Genomic DNA, 16,282 nt, shown 5'->3' with positions numbered 1-16,282 from the left:
TCCGGCATAAATGCGGACACAGGTTATTGCCTCAGAACCATGCCTCAAACATGCCGCCGATGTTTAACGAATCCAGCCGCTCGTCGCTGGTGTCGTTGACCTTCGCGGTGTGCTCGTTATCCACCTGGCCGCCGGTAACATAGAAGCGCAGCATCGGGCGGAACTCGGGCCCCATGCCGATGGCGATGTTCTGCGACAGCGTCAGCTTCCAGCCGTGGTTATCCCCGCCCTGGTCGTAGTCAACGCGCTGGTAGCCCGCTTCCAGCCACGTCGAGTGAACGTCGTTCCAGAAGTACATTGGCCGGACGATCGCGCCGTAGTTTTTACGGTTATCGGTATTGTCCTTGCCGTTGTCGTAATCGTGGAAGGCCAGCAGATACTCGATCTGCGCCTGCTGGGTGAACTTATGGCTGCCCTCGAAGCTGGCGTAGACCGTGGTCAGGTCATCGGTCTTGTTGTAGACGCTGTTATCCGAGTTGTCGGAGTAGCGCAGAATAACTTTGTTCACCCCGCTGTCGTTGCTATGGCTCAGTACCAGCCCGCCCTGCCAGGCATCGAGGCGCGCGTCGCTGTCCACCGCTTTTGAGTCAAAGCCGTAGTTGGCATATACCTCGACGTCGATCGGCCCGGCCTTGATGTTGTGGGTTTTGGTGGTCAACGCGTAGTGGCCGTTGTCGCCGGTATCGGAGCTGCCGGTACAGGTGATGCGCGACGGGTTGGTCTCGTCGGCCATCACTTCCGGGCTACAGGATTTCACCTGCGACACCGTCGCCACGTCGAACTGCACGCCGCCGATATCGAAGTTCTTCACCCCGGCGCCCTGGCCGTCGTGGTTCATCCAGAAGTAGTCGTTGATCCCCTGTTGCGGGCGCTGGTGGAAGTCGCGACCGGCCCAGATATAGGCATTGGGGTTAGATTCGAGGACGTTGGTGACGCCGACGTAGGCTTTTTTCAGGTTAACCTCGTCGCTCCAGTGGTCAAACATGACGTTGAGATCCCAGATGGCCCCCTGCGCGCTTTTGAACGCTTTGCTGATCTGGAATTCGCCGCCGTTGCTTTCGTTGCCGAGACGGCCGATCGCCGAGGCGCCGTTATAGGAGCCGTCGACGCCGACATATTTCTGGTCGCCGGTCTGGAAGTGGGCGCCATAGCGGGCGTAACCGCTAAATTTCAGGCCGAAGGGGATCGCCAGATCCGGCGAAGCCGCGGTGGTTTGCGGGTTGGTCATCACGTCGACTTTTTTATTGGCGGCGGCGTCGATTTTGGCCTGGCGGTCGGCCAGCGCTTTATCGACGGCTTTCGCGACGATGGCGTCGATCTGCTCCTGGGTAAACTCCTGCGCCAGTACGGAAATTGGGCACAGCGCGGCGATAACTGCCATGGCTAATGGCAGCTTTTTAACTGTATTCATGGTTATCTCACTTTAATAATTAATATATGCAGACAATAACCGCCCCATTCTGGTTAAAATAAAAATAACCAAAATAAGCTGATTTGTTTTTTTCAGGGTACAGCTACGCCGGAGAATAAATATCTTATTCTCAGTGGCGAAATTTAACGACTAATACAGAGTGATTAATTTATTAGAAAATAGATCATAATATTTCCTGAGGTTATTGAGTTTATAATCAGGTCATTTGGCGAAAATCCCTTTTCCGCATAAATTCATATTTTCAGGTAAGACAATAATTACTGGCTAACGGCTCCGGCGACAGCTGCAACGCTTTTCGCCTTTTCCACTTCATTCTTTATTAATGAACGCTCATAGGCACGCAGGAATGGCAGATAAATCACCGCCGACATCACCATGCAGATAACGCACATCACCACCGGGCTTAAGGTCCAGTTAGCCGCCCACGAGGCGCCAATCGGCGCGGGCGTCGTCCACGGCGTCAGCGACACCACCTGGCTCAGCCAGCCAAGACGGGTTGCGCCGTAAGCCAGCACCGCGTTAACCATCGGCACGCAGACGAAGGGGATAAACATCATTGGGTTCATGATGATCGGCGCGCCGAACAGAATCGGTTCGTTGATATTAAAGAAGCTCGGCACGATGCCCATTTTGCCGATAGTCCGCAGATGCGTGACCCGGCTACGCAGCAGCAGGAAGGCCAGCGGCAGGGTCGAACCGACGCCGCCAATCAGCAAATAGTGATCCCAGAAGCCCTGCAGGTAAACGTGCGGCAGCGCCGCGCCGGCCGCCAGCGCCGCCTGGTTTGCCGACAGATTGGCCATCCAGAACGGGTTCATAATGCCGGTGACGATAAGCGAGCCGTGAATACCGGCGAACCAGAAAATCTGGCACATCAGCACCGACAGCAGAATCGCCGGCAGCGAATCGGAAGCGGAGACCAGCGGTTCCAGCAGATGCATAATCGCCTGCGGCAGGATCATGCCGGTTTGCGCTTCAATGAACAGGTTGAGCGGATGCAGAGTACCGATGACCACCAGTACCGGAATGAGGATCTCAAATGAACGGGCGACGCCGGTCGGCACCTCTTTCGGCAGGCGAATGGTCACGTTGTTTTGCTTAAGCCAGGCGTAAACGCGGGTGGAGTAGATGGCGGTGATCAGCGCGGTGAAAATGCCCTGGCCGGATAAATACTGAGTAGAAATTTTGCCATCGGCATAGGGCGCGGCGACCAGCAGGAAGGCCATAAACGCCAGCAGGCCTGACATGACCGGATCGAGCTGGAACTGGCGTCCGAGGCTGGCGCCGATGCCGACCGAGATAAAGAAGGTCATGACGCCCATGCTGAGATTAAACGGCAGCATCAGCTGTTCACGGTACTGCTGGGAAAAATCCAGCCAGCCGCGGGCAAAGCCGTTAGTGGTCTCCGGCGAGAAAGGCGGAAAGATAAATACCAGCATGAAAGAGCCGATGATCATGAACGGCAATGCGGCGGTAAAGCCATCGCGGATGGCGATAACATATTTCTGTTGCCCAAGGCGTCCTGCCAGCGGAGTAATAGACTGCTCGATCACGGCAATCATCGACTGATACAGAGAACTCATTTGAACACCTCTTAGTGCGCCGCGGCGATCAGCGACAGGGCATAATTCAGAACGTTATCTCCCCGCTGCATTCCGTAATCCATCGTATCGATAGGCTGGACGGGAATATTCAGGGGAGCGGCTTTCTCGCTAAGCATTTTCAGCATGTATTTGACCTGCGGGCCAAGCAGCACCACCTGGTATTGCGGAAACTGCATATCAAATTCGGCAACGCCATAGGCGTCAATCTGCACCGGCAGGTCGCGTTCCTTTGCGGCATCCACCATTTTCCTCACCAGCAGGCTGGTGGACATTCCGGCGGAGCAGCACAGCATAATCTTGTACATCGACGGTTTTCCTCATATGTAAAAAGTTATTGCGAGGATGATTTGATATCAGACGGAAACCGGTTTCCATTTATAAAAAACAGAACTGTGAGCGCGGTCAATAACTCATCGTTAGCGGCCTTACTAATTAGATTTTGCTCACAAAATAATGTCGATTTGGCGTGGTTTTTTGCCAAAATGGAAAATCGGTTTCCAAATAAAAAAGGAAACGGCTATACTGCCGCTGGTTATAATTGAAGCGATTCAGGACACAGCGTTACAGGGGCCTAACCGCGCCTGCCAGGGGAAAAAAGATGTCGACAATCAATGATGTATCACGGTTAGCCGGGGTATCGAAAGCCACGGTTTCGCGCGTGCTCAGCGGTTCGCGCGGGGTAAAAGAGGCCAGCCGCCAGGCGGTGCTCCAGGCGGCGGAAACGCTTAACTACCGGCCCAATATGATTGCCCAATCCTTACTGAGCCAGTCGACGGGCTGTATCGGCGTGATTTGCGCGCAGGACAACATCAATCAGACCACCAGCTATCTCTACGCCCTGGAAAAACAGCTCAGCCAGCATCAGAAGCATCTACTGCTGCGCTTCGCCAATAACCGCGGCGACGTATTAAGCGCGCTGGATGAACTCACCTGTGGCCTGTGTGATGACGTGCTGATCATCGGCGCGCGCTTTCCGCTGCAGATCGAGCGCCCCGATGTGGTGCTGATTGATTGTCTGGAAAGCGATGGCGAGAACAGTATTCAGTTTGATCACGCCTTCGCCGCGGAAACCGCCTGTCATTATCTGATTAATCAGGGGCGGCGGCAGATTGCGCTGATCCATCCGCAGGGGAGCGGCTTTGCCGACCAGGTGCTGCTGGGCTATAAGCATGCGCTGGAGAAGAACTTCCTGCCGTTTAATCGCAACCTGGTCTTCCTGGACTGCCCCTCGTCGTCGGTGGCGGTGCAGGAGCTGATGAATAACGCCACTACCCTGAACTTTAATGCGCTGTTGGTGAGCGATGAACTGCAGGCGCAGCGGGTAGTGCCGCAGCTGCAGGCGTTTAACCGCGCGGTGCCGGAAAAAGTAATGGTCTTCAGTCTCGCGGGTTCGCTGCAGATGCCGGGTATTCCAACCATCCCGGCGATTGAGTATTCGATGGATGCGATGGCTTCGCGGATCGTCAACTGGCTGATCGGCAAAAGCCCGCAGCCCGGCGGCAGCCTGCTGCGCGGCGACTTAATTATTCCCTAATATCGGGCCAGGTTACGGGTCGCGCATTTAGCGCGTGAGTTTGATTAACTGGCGCCACGCGCGGTTATGCAGCGTGAACAACAGCATCTTATAAAAGGCGGTGGAATGGATACAGACGCCGCTGAGCAGCAACATAATGACGCCCACCAGTGCCGCTGTTAGATTAACTCCTGGGTAAGAGGCGTCACTCAGTGCGTAAAGCAGGTAGACCACCGTTAATACCAGACTCATCACCGCTAACATAATATGCACTCGCACGGCGCGCATGCTGCCTTTGCCGATCATAAACATCGTGATGCCGTTGATACCAGCGATCAGCAACGAAATCAGCACTACCCACGCAAACACGCTTTCGGCAGGCTGATGGAGTACGCTCAGGATGCAGTAGCCTAACCACAACTGCGGAATAGCAAGACTGATAGTTATTCCGAGCGTGCTAAATGCTGCCGGGATCCCCATGGTATGGATTCCTACAGGCGCCCCCATTTCTGCGGCAAGCTGTGCCTTCAACTGTTGCAACTGCATAGTGCTGGCTTTGCTCATGCTGAGCGCCACGTCGTGACAGTGCTGCAGGCGGTGGGAAAATTTTTTAAACATATGAGTATCCTGCATTTAGCTGGGGGAGAACGATTGCAACAGCCCCACCACATAGCGTCCAGACTGGATTGTGTTCTGTGGGTTACGAATGGTCCCTGTCAGCGAACTGCCCACAAAGGCCGACGCATTGGTAAATGCACCCATTAATTCACGTTGCAGTGATTTTTGTAGAGCTTCGCTCGGGAAGCGTTTCGGGTAAACCCCGGCGCGGATCGCGGCCTTCACGCCAGAATTGGAAATGCCAGGGTTCTGTGCTCTGATTATTGCTTCAGTAATGCGTTTCCGCTCAGCGCGATTCAGACTATGGAACCACTCAATAACTTTTCTTGAGGATGCCGCCTTCATCAGCTTGTAAGTTTCTACAGTGCTTCTGAGTGCAGTTCCAGCTGCAGCCAGCGAAATGACATCTAGTGCTGTTGTGGTGGCTACGTACCATTCCTGGCTGTCCAGCCAGGCAACATCTGAGCCGTGCTCGTTGTGTAGAGCTAGTAGTCTTCCGGCACCAATCATACATTGTGCGCCAGTAGCCAACGTGCCGGACAAGCTTATCGCGGCGATCACCCCAGAACCTCCTGCAGTAAAAGGTACTGCTGCACCAGCTCCAAACGCCATAATCAGCGTAACGAGCATAGCACCACAGGCGAAGCCGGTAGAGGTAATTTCAGTTGCCAGTGATGGGGTTGCTAGCGTAGATACTATGGCTTTTTCTGCTACGGGTTGTTTTAATTCGGGTACTTTGCTTATTACGACATGACTAACGGTACTTTGATTAGCGTTGGCAATACGGCGCGAAGGGCGCACTAGCCAGCGCTGCTTACCATCATCGAAAATAATACCGACGTGGTAAAAATTACGGGTACAGTCGAGTTTCTCTGCCAGTTTTTTAAAATCGATATCAGCTCCGGTCTGTAGGCCAAGGCTGCGAGAGAAAGAATAATTTGGCAGAGTGCTGTCAGGTGACAGCAGACCGGGGAAGTTCATTAGTAGGCTCCTTCATTCCTTGAGGATAAATGGTACTTGTCACCTAATGCCATAGTAATAAAAAATAGTAGAGCGGCTTATTGGGAAATAAAAATATTCATCTAATTGTGATTTGCTACAGCGTCTTTATTTGCTTCGCGCCAACGCAGGGTGGCATGTTTTTTCAGCTCAGCTTCAAGCGCTGCGGCTAATGTAGCGCTCATATTTATACCGGCTTCACGCGCACGATCGAGTAAATCCCGTTCGAGGGTGACGGTCACTTTTTGAGTTTTACGTTTTACAGTCATGGTTAAATCTCCAATGAACCGATATGTGGAGCATACGCCTATACTGATTCATAAGGAATACGGTGAGGGTAACACCCTCGAGGGACGTAAAGCCTGAGTCCGGCGAAGTACCGAACTCAGGTGAGGATAATTTGGAGTGGCAACGGTTTTCCTGATAATTCAGCCCGTTATTTACCCGGGCAGCGAATTTTATCAATGGCGGCCAGATAGCCTTTTTGATTATTGCGCTCTTTCGCCAGCGTCGCTTCGCGAACGTAACTCTGGTTGTCTTTCGAGGCGAGGATTTTATTGGCGAAATCGTTATCGCTGAGGGTGCTCGCCGGGGCGCATTTTTCCTTCACCGCTTTCAACACCTGCTGTTTTTGCTGCTCAAACTGCAGGCTTTGCAGCGGCGATTCGGCCCACGCCGCGCTGGCGCTAAGGGCAGTAACCAGACACAACATCCAACACGCTTTCATGGCGCTTCTCCTTCACTTTTCGCTTCAGTCAACTATATGCGCAGCAGGTGAATTGCGCAAATGTTAGACATTTTTTGTTGTTTAAAATCAGACGATTGCTATTACGCCGCGCGTACCCGCCGCCGGGAATCCACCGCGATAAGAATGACCGAAGAGAGAATCAACAGCGTCCCCAGCCAGTCCGGCAGAGTAAAGGTAATGCCCAACAGCAAGAGAGAGAGCAGGGCGCTGCTCAGCGGCTCGGCGCAGCTGAGGATCCCGGCTTTTGCGCCGCCAATTTTCTGAGCGCCGTTGAGATACAGGCTGAAAGTCAGCGAGGTGCCGATCACCACGAGATAGAAAAACGCCAGCAGCAGACGGCCGTTCACCACAAAGTTCGCGCTCTGGCTGCCATAAAACGGCAACAGCATCGCCCCGCCAATCAGCATGCTCCAGCCGACGATCGGCAGTGTGCCGTAGCGGGCGATAAGCGTTGAGGGATAGGTGGTATAAAACGCCGCCGCGAAGGCAGAAGCGATCCCCCAGAACAGCGCCGCCGGCGAGATGGAGAGCGAGGTCGGGTTGCCGTGGGTGACCAGCAGGAAGGTGCCGGCAAGCGAGGTGCCAATCGCCAGCAGCACAAAGGGACTAGGCCGCGCCTTACGCGCCAGCGCGAACCAGGCGACGATAATCGTCGGCGACAAAAACTGTAGCACCGTGGCGGTGGCGGCGTTCGACTTCTCGATAGTCATCAGGAAGGTGTACTGCACGGTTAACGCGCCGACCAGCGAGAAAAACAGCAGGCTAAGGGCATCTTTGCGGTTTTGCATGACGCGGAAAATTTTGTCGCCGTGAACGAAAGCGAGCATCAGCAAAATCAGCCCGGCGAACAGCAGGCGGATCATGGTCAGATAGGGCGATGACATCTGACTTTGCTGCATAATGTACTGCGCGCAGACCCCGGAACTGCCCCACAGGACGGCGGCGATCAATACGTTCAACATCCCTCTTTTGCTGGAACCCATTTTTCCCTCGCGTGAAATAGCGCAAAGCAGGAATCATAGCACGGCGGCGACGCGGCGCGTGTTTTACCAGGGGGTTCGCGGAAAGCCCCTTCCTTTGAGGTCGGGGATGTAGAGCGAAGCGCCCGCCAGGGCGCTAATGAGGCCGGTTCTGATCCTCAATGTATTTCTTAATCACTTCAAGGGGCGCACCGCCCACGCTGCCAGCGAAATAAGACGGCGACCATAGAGCGTCTGACTTCCAGGCGGGTTTATGCAGGTCTGGATGATGCAATTTCATCTTGCGGCTGCTAACCCCTTTTAGGCTGTTAACTAGCTTGCTGATTGATACCTTCGGCGGGAAGTTAAGCAGCATGTGAACGTGATCCGACTCACCGTTAAACTCCACCAGTTCGCATTCAAACAGCTCGCAAACGTTGCGACAAATCCCCTCAAGCGTTTCCAGGTGCGCTTCATTAAAGACACGCCCGCGATACTTCGTTATGAAGATTAAATGACAGTGCAGCATGAAAACGCAATGTCGCCCCGTTCGATATATTAAGTCCATAGACCAACCTTGCAAAAGTGATTTTATGCGAGTAGCGTAGCTCGTTATGAGCATTCAGACCAAAACTTTATCAGTCAGAGTTAAAGACCGCCACGCCGCCGTTTTGCGGCAGATGGCCTTTGAGGTCAATCAGGTCTTTAATCTGGCAAACGAGATAACCAGCGAGGCATACAGCAACGCTGGCGTTTTTGGTGCGCAGGTTCCAAAGTGGTTAACCGCGTTTGATGTTCAGAAGATGACAACCGGCATACAGCGTGAGCGCGGCTATTCCATCGGCAGCGCTACAGTGCAGGAAGTGATCGCTCACCACGGCAAGGCGCGGAAACAGTTCAAGCGTTCCCGCCTGCGCTGGCGCGTCAGTGGCGGCGCTCGCCGTTCGCTGGGCTGGGTGCCGTTCAAATCAAAGCAGGCGAAGTGGCAAAACGGCTGCGTTAAGTTCGCCGGGCACTACTTTAAAGTTTGGGATAGCTACGGTCTTGCGGGCTACAAATTCCGCGCAGGCAGTTTTTCCGAAGATAGCCGAGGGCGATGGTACTTCAATATCTGCGTAGAGGTTGCGACCGTCCATACCACGGGCGCGACCGCTGTCGGCATAGACCTCGGGTTAAAGGATACCGCCACGGTATCCGATGGCAGCAAACTGATCGCCGGTCGTTTTTATCGCGACCTGCAACCAGCATTAGGCAAGGCGCAACAGGCAGGCAAAAAAGCCCGTGTACGCGCCATCCACGCCAAAATTAAGAATCGCCGCAAAGATGCCCTGCACAAGTTCAGCACGGCGCTGGTAAACAGCCATGCGGCGATATTCGTAGGCGATGTGAGCAGCAGCAAGTTAGCCAAAACCAAAATGGCTAAAAGCGTCCTGGACGCTGGCTGGGCGATGCTCAAAACACAACTGGAATATAAAGCGATTGCGCGCTCAGTGGTGTTCGAAGTGGTCAACGAAAGGTATTCCACCCAGGCTTGTTCGTGTTGCGGGGCTATCTCCAACAACAGTCCGAAAGGTAGAGCAGGTTTGCGAATAAGAGAATGGACTTGTTGTGAGTGCGGAACCGCTCATGATCGCGACGTTAACGCCGCAAAGAACATTCTCGCGGCAGGACATTGCCGTCTAGCTGTAGGAATCCCCGTCCTTTAGGACGGGGAGGATGTCAATGCCGACGCCACTCGCCCGGCGTCATGCCGTAGTGTTTTTTAAAGGTTTTCGCAAATGAAGCCTGTGATTGAAAACCGCAGCGTTCGGCAATCACTTCCAGCCGCACCTGGCGATCGAGATGCAGCAGGCGAGCGGCCATCGCCATCCGCAGCTGCGACAGCCACGCCTGCGGCGTCAGATGATAGACGCGGGCAAAATGGCGGGCGAAGGTGGCGCGCGATAAAAACGCCCGCGCCGCCATGCTCTCGATAGTCCACGGCTGTTCCGGCGCGGCCAGCACCGCGAGAACGGCCGGCATCAGCCGCGCATCGCTCATCAGGCGCAGCAGGCCGCCCGGCGGCTCCTGCGCGCCGAGCAGGGTACGTAACAGTAGCACCAGCAGCGTATCGCCAAGGCTGCGCACGATAGCGCTGCCGCCGGGATGTTCCGCCAGGCTTTCGCGTACCAGTACGTTAAGCAATATATCCAGCTCCGGGCAATCTTCGCGCTCATCGGTATGTAAATGGATCAGCGCCGACTCTTCGGCGAACAGCCAGTCGACGTGCGGGCCGAAGTAAAACTCGCCGCACAGCATCTCCAGCGCGTCGCTTTCCACGGCGGTACGCACTTCCGTTAGCGTGCCGTTAAAGCGATGGGCGACGGGCAGTACCTGGCCCCACTCCACCAGGCTCTCCATCAGATGCGGCGAACCGTGCGGCAGCAGGATCACGTCGCCGGCGCGCATGTGGCGGGTTTGATGACCGACGGTTAACCGCCCTTCGCCGCGCAACACAAAGTGCCACGGCACCACGCCCGCTCGCATTTGATCGTGTCCGGCCTGCCAGCGGCCGCCGAAACGGCAATGCAGATTCACTTCGCAACGCGGGGCCAGCAGCGTCAACAGATGGCTCAAACTATCCATGCGACTCCTGAGACGATAAGACAAAAAAATGAGACGAAGAGCGCCAGTCTAGCACGTCGCCGACCACTAAGATGTCTCCATTGCCACAACTACCCGCCAATAACAGGAGAACACCATGAGCCGTTTAGCCGATATCCGTGAACAAGATGCCACCGGGAAAGCCGCCGATATTTTCGCCGGAATTAAAAAAGCGATGGGTAAAGTGCCGAATGCCTATCTGACCATCGGCGGCCACTCGCCGGCGGCGCTGCAGCAGGCGCTGGCGCACAACGCGATGCTGCATAAAAGCAGCCTCAGCGCGCAGGAGCTGGAAGCGATTAATTTATCGGTCAGCGAAGCGACCGGTTGTGATTACTGCCTGGCCGCCCATACCCTGATGGCCAAAAAAGCGGGCTTCAGCGGCGAGCAAATCCACGCCCTGCGCCGCGGCGAGTATACGGAAGATGCGCGCCTGGGCGCGCTGGTGGAATTCGCCCAAACCCTGGTGACCACCACCGGTACGCTGCCGGAAACGGACGTCACCGCGCTGCGTCACGCCGGTTTTAGCGACCAGCAGGTGATTGAGATCGTCAGCGCCGTCAGCGCCATCCTGTTCACCAACATGGTGAACCGGGTTAACGACACGGTAGTGGACTTCCCGAAAGCCGATTAACCCGTCGTCGCGCGCCTGTTTACAGTCCCAGTTCGCTTAGCCCCGGATGATCGTCAGGGCGGCGACCCTGAGGCCAGTGGAACAGGCGCTCGCTTTCCGCGATCGGCAAATCATTAATGCAGGCGTAGCGCATGGACATTAGCCCGTGCTCATCGAACTGCCAGTTTTCATTGCCGTACGAACGAAACCAGTTGCCGCTGTCGTCGCACCACTCATAGGCGAAGCGTACGGCGATGCGATTATCCTGCCATGCCCATAGCTCCTTAATCAGCCGGTATTGCAGCTCTTTACGCCATTTTCGCTGCAGAAACTCCACGATTTGCCCCCGTCCGTGGACAAATTCGCTGCGGTTGCGCCATTCGCTATCCACGGTGTATGCCAGCGCGACTTTTTGCGCATCGCGGCTGTTCCAGCCATCTTCGGCGGCGCGCACCTTCTGCGCGGCGCTGTCGCGGGTAAACGGCGGTAACGGGGGACGTTGTTCGCTCATCAGGACTCTCCTTTTGGGGATAATTGTTGCTGCAGGCGCTGATTCTCCTGCTCCAGTTCATGAATACGCTCTTGCAGGCTCTGGCTGTATTCCGCGACCTGCTGTGCGCTGTAGCGCGGCGTAATGTGCTGCGGGCAGTTCCAGTCAAAAGCCTGCAGATGAAAACGAAACAGGCGTTCGATGCGGGCGCGGTAGTTAGCCGGCGTCACTAACGCCAGCAGCTCAGGCTGCTCTTCCGCCGCCAGCACCTCGACGGTGGCGTAGATTTTCAGCCTGGCACGGCGCGGGTAATCCATCAAAAACAGGCAGGCCCGGTCGCTGCCGCGCAGGTTGCCGGTGGTGATGTACTGGCGATTACCGCCGAAATCGGCCATGGCCAGCGTGGTGTCATCCAGCAGGCGCAGAAAACCCGGCGGGCCGCCGCGATGCTGAATGTAGGGCCAGCCGCTTTGCGACACCGTCGCCAGATAAAAACTGTCGCGGGTGGCGATCATCCCCTCTTCGCTGGCGCCGAAGCGATCCGCCTGACGGCGGCTGTGTGGCGTTTGCCACAGCTGGTCGCTGCCCATTTCATGTTGCACATCCATGACATCCGGGGTGATAGCGATATCGAGAAAGGTTGCTGCCATAACGCCTCCTGAAGGTAGGGGGCTATCATGGACTGTGCTGTGAAAAATGATAATACTGCTTATCTGGTAATCATCTTTCCGGATAACGGGAGAATAATGGACCGATTAAGCGCTATGGCGCTGCTGGTGAAAGTCACTGAACTGGGCAGTATGTCGGCGGCGGCGCGGGCGCTGAATACGCCGTTGACGACCGTGAGCCGTAATATCGGCGAGCTGGAGAGCGCGCTGGGAGTCCGTTTATTGACGCGCACTACCCGTAAACTCACCCTCACCGATGCCGGCGTCGATTATGTCGCCGCCGCGCGGCGGATCCTCGAAGAGGTGGAAAACGCCGAACGCCGGGCAACGGGTGAATACCAGGAGCCGAAGGGCGAGCTAGTGATCTCCGCGCCGACGATGTTTGGTCGCCAGCACGTTCTGCCAGTCATTAGTGAATTTATCGCCCGTTATCCGCAAATTCGCGTACGTTTGTTACTCAGCGACAGTAATGCCGATCTGGTCGGCGACCATATCGATCTGGCGGTACGGATTGGTGAACTGGCTGATAGCAGCATGGTGGCCACCCGGCTGGGCGCGATGCGCATTGTAGCCTGCGCCCATCCCGCGCTGTTGGCGAAATACGGCGAACCGCAGCGTCCGCGCGATCTGGCGGCGCTGCCGATCATCCGTATTGAATCGCCGATGCCCTATCGCGGCTGGCGCTTTCGCGCCGTTGAACGGGAAGATCAGCTGATTAATCTGCCGCCGGTGTTGGCCGTCACCACGCCGGAGAGTGCCGCCGATGCCGCCCGGCTGGGCGTTGGGGTGGCCCGCTTGCTGCACTATCAGGCGCTGGATGGCCTGCGCTGCGGGGAACTGCGTCTGCTGCTGGAAAGCGTCGAGCCGGAGCCCGCGCCGGTTCATTTGTTATATACCGCGCGGGAGCTGGCGCCGCTTAAGCTGCGGAAATTTATCGACTTTGCCGCGCCGGCGCTGCGCCAGTCCTTGCTGCGTATTGCCGGGGCCGCTTAATGCGCCGCGCTTTTCAGCGGCGCCTCCTTCAATAGCCAGGAAAGGACAAACGCGACGGCCATAATGCAGGCCGCCATCAGGAATGCCGCATGGATCGCCGCGCCGAAGGCATCGAGATAATCGAGGCGGATCGCCGTTGGCAGATGCTGTACCGCCACCGGGTTCATGGCTGGCGGCAGCACCGCGCCCTCCGGCAACAGTTTCTGCAGGTTATTTTGCAGCACATGGGTAAAGACCGCGCCGAACAATGCCACGCCGATGGAGCCGCCAATTGAGCGGAACAGGGTCACACCGGAGGTTGCGACGCCGTACATCTGCGCCGGCATTGCGTTCTGTACCGCCAGCACCAGTACCTGCATCACCAGCCCCAGGCCCGCGCCGAGCACGCCGGTAAACAGGTATAACTGCCACATCGGCGAATGAATGGTGATACGGGTCAGCAGCACCATGCCGGTCACACCGAGCAGGGTACCGATAATCGGGAAAATCCGGTATTTCCCGGTGTGGCTAATCATCCGGCCGCTGATGATCGAGGTCAGCAACAGGCCGCCCATCAGCGGGATTAATTGTAACCCGGCCTCGGTTGGCGTCGCCTCTTTCACCACCTGCAAATAGAGCGGCAGGAAAGTGACCGAACCGAACAGCGACATGCCGATAACAAAGCCAATCAGGCTGCACAGCAGGAAGCTGCGGTTGCGGAATAGCGACAGCGGAATAATCGGCTCGACGGCGATCCGTTCTTCATAGATAAAGCCGATGATCCCCACGATGCCGAAGGCCAGAATGCACCACAGCTGCGGATCATTCCACGCATGGACGCTGCCGCCTTCCGAGGTAAACAGGATGATGCACAACAGCGCCATGCTGAGGTAAATCGCCCCCAGCCAGTCAATCTGATGCTGGCTACGTTTGTTGCTGCTGTGGAATACCGCGCCGATGACCAGTAGTGCGAACAGGCCCAGCGGCAGGTTGATATAGAAAATCCAGCGCCACGAGGCGTGCTGTACCAGGAAACCGCCGATCAGCGGGCCGATAACCGTCGCCAGGCCGAAGACGCCGCCGAACAGCCCCTGATAGCGTCCGCGGTTGGCAGGAGGGATAACGTCGGCGACCGCCGCCATGCTGATCACCATCAGGCCGCCGCCGCCGAGCCCCTGTAGCGCGCGCATTAGTACCAATTGCGTCATGTCTTGCGCCAGCCCGCAGAGCGCGGAACCGGCAAGAAACAGCACGATCGCCACCTGCAGCACGATTTTACGCCCGAACAGATCGCCGAATTTACCGTACAGCGGCACTACGATGGTCGAGCTGAGGATATAGGCGGTGACCACCCACGAGAGTTTATCCAGCCCGCCGAGCTCGCCAACGATAGTAGGCAAGGCGGTGGAGACGATGGTCTGGTCCAGCGCCGACAGCAGCATCACCAGCAGCAGGGCGCTGAACAGCAGGCGGATTGACGGCGCCGGTTGGCTTGCGACTTCAGATGTCATTGCATCACTCGCTTGAAATTAATTAAATGCATAATTAATATTTAGGGAAATGATGAATCGGGTCAAGAGATCGCCAACATATGCCAGCACAAAAAGCTAATGAAGCGCCGCGCCGCCCTGGTCGGCCACGCGGTAAAAAGCCGGGAACCGCTAACCGCGAGCAGTTGATCGATATCGCCCTGGCGCTGTTTGCTCGTCACGGCGCGGCCCGCGTGTCGCTAAATGCCATTGCCAAAGAGGCCGGGGTGACGCCGGCGATGCTGAATTACTATTTTACGTCGCGGGAAGCGCTGATTGAGAATTTGCTGGAAGAGCGCTTTATGCCGTTGCGCAACGATATCAGCCGCATATTTGTCGACCATCCGCAGGATCCGGTGACGGCGTTGACGATGATGGTTGAGACGCTGGCGGACATGGCGGAGCAAAATGCCTGGTTCGCGCCGCTGTGGATGCAGGAGATCATCGGCGAGATGCCGATGCTGCGCCAGCACATGGATGCGCGCTTCGGCGAGGAGCGTTTTCAGGTGATGCTGGAGACGGTTCGCCGCTGGCAGCAGGAGGGGAAAATTAACCCGGCGCTGGCGCCGGAGCTGCTGTTTACCACGGTGATTAGCCTGGTGCTGGTGCCGTTCTCGCGCATCCATAGCGATCCGCGTTTACAGGCGGTAACCCGGCAGACCATTGTGAGCCACGCGCTGGCGTTAATGGGCCACGGGGTCGGTGGTTAAGGTGTTAATTCAGATGCCGACACTGCTTCTGCGTTATGACTCTCCTGGCGCAGGGATTTTCCCGGAGGCGGCGCGTTGCGCCTTGTCCGGGCTACCTAAGAACTGTAGGCCGGATAAGGCGTAGCCGCCATCCGGCGCAAAAGTCGCGCCTTATCCGCGGTTATCGTTACAGCGCTTTCGACAAGTAGTGCCGCTGCATACCCGCGTGCGGGAAATCGGGCAGCGACATCTGCAACTGATAGCCTAATTTCTGATAAAACGGCAGCGCCTGGAAGCTAAAGGTATCGACCAACAAATGACTGCAGCCCAACGCCTGCGCCTGCTGTTCCGCTTCCTGCATAAGCTCGCGGCCCAGACCGTTGCCGCGCGTTGTTTCGCTCACCCACAGGTATTCGATACATAGCCAGTTGCCTTTGCGTTTGGCGATAAGCCCGCCGCGCATTACCGCTTGCTCATCGCGGGAGTAAATGCCCAGATCGCCAAACTGAGCTGCGTCGAGATACTGCTGATTATACTGCCGGAGGCCGGCAAACAATTCTTGTTGATCGTCGGGATTAATGCTTTTTGTAATTATTAGAGCCATTAAGTTTCTCCAGTTGCACAGGCTATCGTTATATTTTCCTCTACTGACTTTCACAAAATATTCTTATTTTCTCCATTATTTTTTGTCTTAATTTTGTCCTTCAAAGTAAGCGAAATAACCTTTCCATGACTTTCGAAAGGGCGGGCTGAGAATCCCCGCAATAATAATAGTGTTAAGGAACATCTAAGCTCCATTGCGATA

At 56.0% G+C, this 16,282-nt stretch carries 19 protein-coding genes; 5 read left to right on the top strand and 14 right to left on the bottom strand.

The window, feature by feature from the left end:
- Nucleotides 1-31: 31 nt before the first annotated feature.
- From PGR23_RS13165 to PGR23_RS13155, 3 genes are all read right to left on the bottom strand, one after another.
- Nucleotides 32-1,411, bottom strand: a complete 1,380-nt coding sequence (locus PGR23_RS13165; protein ID WP_165430615.1) for a carbohydrate porin — start codon at nt 1,409-1,411, stop codon at nt 32-34.
- Between the two features lie 278 nt (nt 1,412-1,689).
- Complete coding sequence (locus tag PGR23_RS13160) at nt 1,690-3,015, bottom strand: PTS sugar transporter subunit IIC (RefSeq protein WP_045390501.1); 1,326 nt, start codon at nt 3,013-3,015, stop codon at nt 1,690-1,692.
- 11 nt (nt 3,016-3,026) lie between these two features.
- On the bottom strand, nt 3,027-3,341 hold the full coding sequence (locus PGR23_RS13155; protein WP_015369080.1) for a PTS sugar transporter subunit IIB: 315 nt from the start codon (nt 3,339-3,341) through the stop codon (nt 3,027-3,029).
- Nucleotides 3,342-3,634: 293 nt separating this feature from the next.
- Here PGR23_RS13155 and PGR23_RS13150 point away from each other — a divergent pair, with 293 nt between their 5' ends.
- On the top strand, nt 3,635-4,570 hold the full coding sequence (locus tag PGR23_RS13150) for a LacI family DNA-binding transcriptional regulator (protein ID WP_047047582.1): 936 nt from the start codon (nt 3,635-3,637) through the stop codon (nt 4,568-4,570).
- Between the two features lie 27 nt (nt 4,571-4,597).
- Here PGR23_RS13150 and PGR23_RS13145 read toward each other — a convergent pair whose 3' ends face one another.
- The 6 genes from PGR23_RS13145 to tnpA form a co-directional block, all read right to left on the bottom strand.
- Nucleotides 4,598-5,167: a hypothetical protein gene (locus PGR23_RS13145; RefSeq protein ID WP_015369083.1), complete on the bottom strand. Its 570-nt coding sequence runs from the start codon at nt 5,165-5,167 to the stop codon at nt 4,598-4,600.
- Between the two features lie 15 nt (nt 5,168-5,182).
- Entirely contained in the window at nt 5,183-6,148 is a 966-nt protein-coding gene (locus tag PGR23_RS13140) for a hypothetical protein (RefSeq protein ID WP_213797544.1), read from the bottom strand.
- 101 nt (nt 6,149-6,249) lie between these two features.
- Nucleotides 6,250-6,435 carry a type II toxin-antitoxin system CcdA family antitoxin gene (locus tag PGR23_RS13135; protein WP_213797545.1) on the bottom strand — a complete coding sequence of 62 codons (186 nt, stop codon included), beginning with the start codon at nt 6,433-6,435 and terminating at the stop codon, nt 6,250-6,252.
- A gap of 167 nt (nt 6,436-6,602) precedes the next feature.
- Nucleotides 6,603-6,893: a YicS family protein gene (locus tag PGR23_RS13130; RefSeq protein WP_045390509.1), complete on the bottom strand. Its 291-nt coding sequence runs from the start codon at nt 6,891-6,893 to the stop codon at nt 6,603-6,605.
- 101 nt (nt 6,894-6,994) lie between these two features.
- The gene (locus PGR23_RS13125; RefSeq protein ID WP_015369087.1) at nt 6,995-7,897 is read right to left on the bottom strand and encodes an EamA family transporter; all 903 of its coding nucleotides are present in this window, start codon (nt 7,895-7,897) and stop codon (nt 6,995-6,997) included.
- 133 nt (nt 7,898-8,030) lie between these two features.
- A complete protein-coding gene (gene tnpA, locus PGR23_RS13120) occupies nt 8,031-8,441 on the bottom strand; it encodes an IS200/IS605 family transposase (protein ID WP_063416198.1) in 411 nt (136 codons plus the stop codon).
- Between the two features lie 46 nt (nt 8,442-8,487).
- Here tnpA and PGR23_RS13115 point away from each other — a divergent pair, with 46 nt between their 5' ends.
- Nucleotides 8,488-9,579: an RNA-guided endonuclease InsQ/TnpB family protein gene (locus tag PGR23_RS13115; protein ID WP_063416196.1), complete on the top strand. Its 1,092-nt coding sequence runs from the start codon at nt 8,488-8,490 to the stop codon at nt 9,577-9,579.
- 13 nt (nt 9,580-9,592) lie between these two features.
- Here the strand turns inward: PGR23_RS13115 and PGR23_RS13110 are convergent, their stop codons facing one another.
- Nucleotides 9,593-10,498, bottom strand: coding sequence for an AraC family transcriptional regulator (locus tag PGR23_RS13110; protein WP_396279294.1), 906 nt, complete (start codon nt 10,496-10,498; stop codon nt 9,593-9,595).
- A gap of 115 nt (nt 10,499-10,613) precedes the next feature.
- Here PGR23_RS13110 and PGR23_RS13105 point away from each other — a divergent pair, with 115 nt between their 5' ends.
- Nucleotides 10,614-11,150 carry a carboxymuconolactone decarboxylase family protein gene (locus PGR23_RS13105; protein ID WP_396279295.1) on the top strand — a complete coding sequence of 179 codons (537 nt, stop codon included), beginning with the start codon at nt 10,614-10,616 and terminating at the stop codon, nt 11,148-11,150.
- Between the two features lie 19 nt (nt 11,151-11,169).
- Here PGR23_RS13105 and PGR23_RS13100 read toward each other — a convergent pair whose 3' ends face one another.
- Complete coding sequence (locus tag PGR23_RS13100) at nt 11,170-11,640, bottom strand: DUF1348 family protein (protein ID WP_063416190.1); 471 nt, start codon at nt 11,638-11,640, stop codon at nt 11,170-11,172.
- Complete coding sequence (locus PGR23_RS13095) at nt 11,640-12,269, bottom strand: pyridoxamine 5'-phosphate oxidase family protein (protein WP_045390516.1); 630 nt, start codon at nt 12,267-12,269, stop codon at nt 11,640-11,642. The genes PGR23_RS13100 and PGR23_RS13095 overlap by 1 nt, the downstream gene beginning before the upstream one ends.
- A gap of 39 nt (nt 12,270-12,308) precedes the next feature.
- On the opposite strand from PGR23_RS13095, the gene PGR23_RS13090 reads away from it, so the two are divergent.
- Nucleotides 12,309-13,280, top strand: a complete 972-nt coding sequence (locus PGR23_RS13090; protein ID WP_162183996.1) for a LysR substrate-binding domain-containing protein — start codon at nt 12,309-12,311, stop codon at nt 13,278-13,280.
- Here the strand turns inward: PGR23_RS13090 and PGR23_RS13085 are convergent.
- On the bottom strand, nt 13,277-14,770 hold the full coding sequence (locus PGR23_RS13085) for an MDR family MFS transporter (RefSeq protein ID WP_396279296.1): 1,494 nt from the start codon (nt 14,768-14,770) through the stop codon (nt 13,277-13,279). The two genes, PGR23_RS13090 and PGR23_RS13085, sit on opposite strands and share 4 nt — an antisense overlap.
- Nucleotides 14,771-14,850: 80 nt before the next feature.
- Between PGR23_RS13085 and PGR23_RS13080 the strand changes: the two genes are divergently transcribed.
- Nucleotides 14,851-15,498: a TetR/AcrR family transcriptional regulator gene (locus PGR23_RS13080; RefSeq protein ID WP_032709455.1), complete on the top strand. Its 648-nt coding sequence runs from the start codon at nt 14,851-14,853 to the stop codon at nt 15,496-15,498.
- 166 nt (nt 15,499-15,664) lie between these two features.
- Here PGR23_RS13080 and PGR23_RS13075 read toward each other — a convergent pair whose 3' ends face one another.
- Nucleotides 15,665-16,081, bottom strand: a complete 417-nt coding sequence (locus PGR23_RS13075; RefSeq protein ID WP_396279297.1) for a GNAT family N-acetyltransferase — start codon at nt 16,079-16,081, stop codon at nt 15,665-15,667.
- Nucleotides 16,082-16,282: the final 201 nt, after the last annotated feature.

The organism is Klebsiella sp. 141162 (assembly GCF_050600755.1).
In the GTDB taxonomy this organism is placed as follows: Bacteria; Pseudomonadota; Gammaproteobacteria; order Enterobacterales; family Enterobacteriaceae; genus Klebsiella; species Klebsiella aerogenes.
The sequence above is the reverse complement of the archived record's forward strand: the minus strand, read 5'-3'. Positions and strand labels throughout refer to the sequence as shown.